A 1,672-nucleotide genomic window follows, 5' to 3' on the forward strand; every position below is an offset into this window, starting at 1 on the left:
GTGATGACGACCAATACGCCGAGCGGGACGTCTACATCGACGTTTCGGAGGTTGTGGGTGCTGGCGCCGCGGATCTCAATTACTCCCGACGGCGTTCGTTGGCTGTGTTTGAGCGAACCCCGGTCGTCCAGGTGCTTTCCGGTGAGGGTGCCGCTAGCCCGTAAGCCCTCGACGGTGCCTTCGAAGACTACCTCGCCGCCACCGGTCCCAGCACCTGGCCCGAGATCGACGACGTGGTCGGCGATCTCGATCACCTCCGGCTCGTGCTCGACGACCAGAACCGTGTTGCCCTTGTCTCGCAACTGCCGGAGCAGAACATTCATGCGCTGGACGTCGTGGGGGTGCAGGCCAACGGTCGGCTCATCGAATACATAGGTCACGTCGGTGAGCGACGATCCGAGATGGCGGATCATCTTGGTACGCTGGGCCTCACCGCCCGAAAGGGTTCCCGGCGCCCGATCGAGCGACAGGTAGCCAAGCCCGATTTCGGTGAATGCGTCGAGAGTTTGCTGCAACGCCTCGAGGAGTGGTTCTACTGATGGCTCTTTGAGGTCGCGGGTCCAGGCGGCGAGGTCGCTGATCTGCATCTCGCAGGCGTCGGCGATGTTGATTCCCTTGATTCGTGATGACCGGGCGGCTTCGGTGAGCCGGGTGCCTCCGCAGTCGGGACAGGTCCCAAACGTCACTACTCGTTCCACAAATGCCCGGATGTGCGGCTGGAGGGAGTCGATGTCCTTGGACAGCATCGACTTCTGGATTCTTGGGATAAGGCCTTCGTAGGTCAGGTTGATGCCCTCGACCTTGATCTTGGTGGGTTCTTTGTGGAGGAGGTCGTTGAGTTCCTTCTTGGTGAACTTGCTGATCGGCTTGTCCATGTCGAAGAAGCCACTGCCGCGAAAGATACGGCCGTACCAACCGTCCATGCTGTACCCGGGGATCGTCAGCGCTCCCTCGTCGAGTGATTTGGTCTCGTCGTAGAGCTGCGTAAGGTCGAAATCCGATACCGAACCCCGCCCCTCGCAACGAGGACACATCCCGCCAACGACACTGAACGTCTTCTTCTCGGCCTTCTGGTTGCCCTTCTTCAACGAACCGACTCCGGTGACCGACGGAACGTTGAAAGCGAACGCCTTGGGTGAGCCGATGTGTGGTTGGCCGAGTCGGCTGAACAGGATCCGTAGCATGGCGTTGGCGTCGGTGGCTGTGCCGACCGTGGATCTGGGGTCCGAGCCCATGCGCTGTTGGTCGACGATGATCGCCGTCGTCAGCCCATCGAGAACGTCTACCTCGGGGCGGGCCATCGTTGGCATGAAGCTCTGGACGAAGGCGCTGTATGTTTCGTTGATCATCCGCTGAGACTCGGCGGCAATCGTGCCGAACACCAGTGAGCTTTTTCCAGACCCGGAAACGCCAGTGAACACGGTCAGCCGCCGTTTGGGAATTTCGACGCTTACATCCTTGAGGTTGTTGACCCGCGCCCCCTGGACGCGGATCAGATCATGGCTGTCGGCGGTATGCATCTCGTCCAAACTACCGCGTCGTAACGTTCATGAAGGCCAAGATTGGCGAGGTGCGGTCACCGAAAGAATTGGGTTGGGTCAAGAACCATCTCACTTGCTGAACTGAGGCTCATCTTGTGAAGACCGTTGTGCACGGCGTTTCACCGTAAGCA

The 1,672-nt window shown here is 59.8% G+C and carries 1 protein-coding gene; it reads right to left on the reverse strand.

Annotation, left to right across the window (positions count from 1 at the left end; genetic code table 11):
* On the reverse strand, positions 1–1,520 hold a 1,520-nt coding region (locus tag JJE47_15655), incomplete at its 3' end, for an excinuclease ABC subunit UvrA (protein MBK5268854.1).
* Positions 1,521–1,672 lie beyond the last annotated feature (152 nt).

The sequence above is a fragment of the Acidimicrobiia bacterium genome, assembly GCA_016650365.1.
GTDB lineage: Bacteria > Actinomycetota > Acidimicrobiia > Spongiisociales > JAENVV01 > JAENVV01.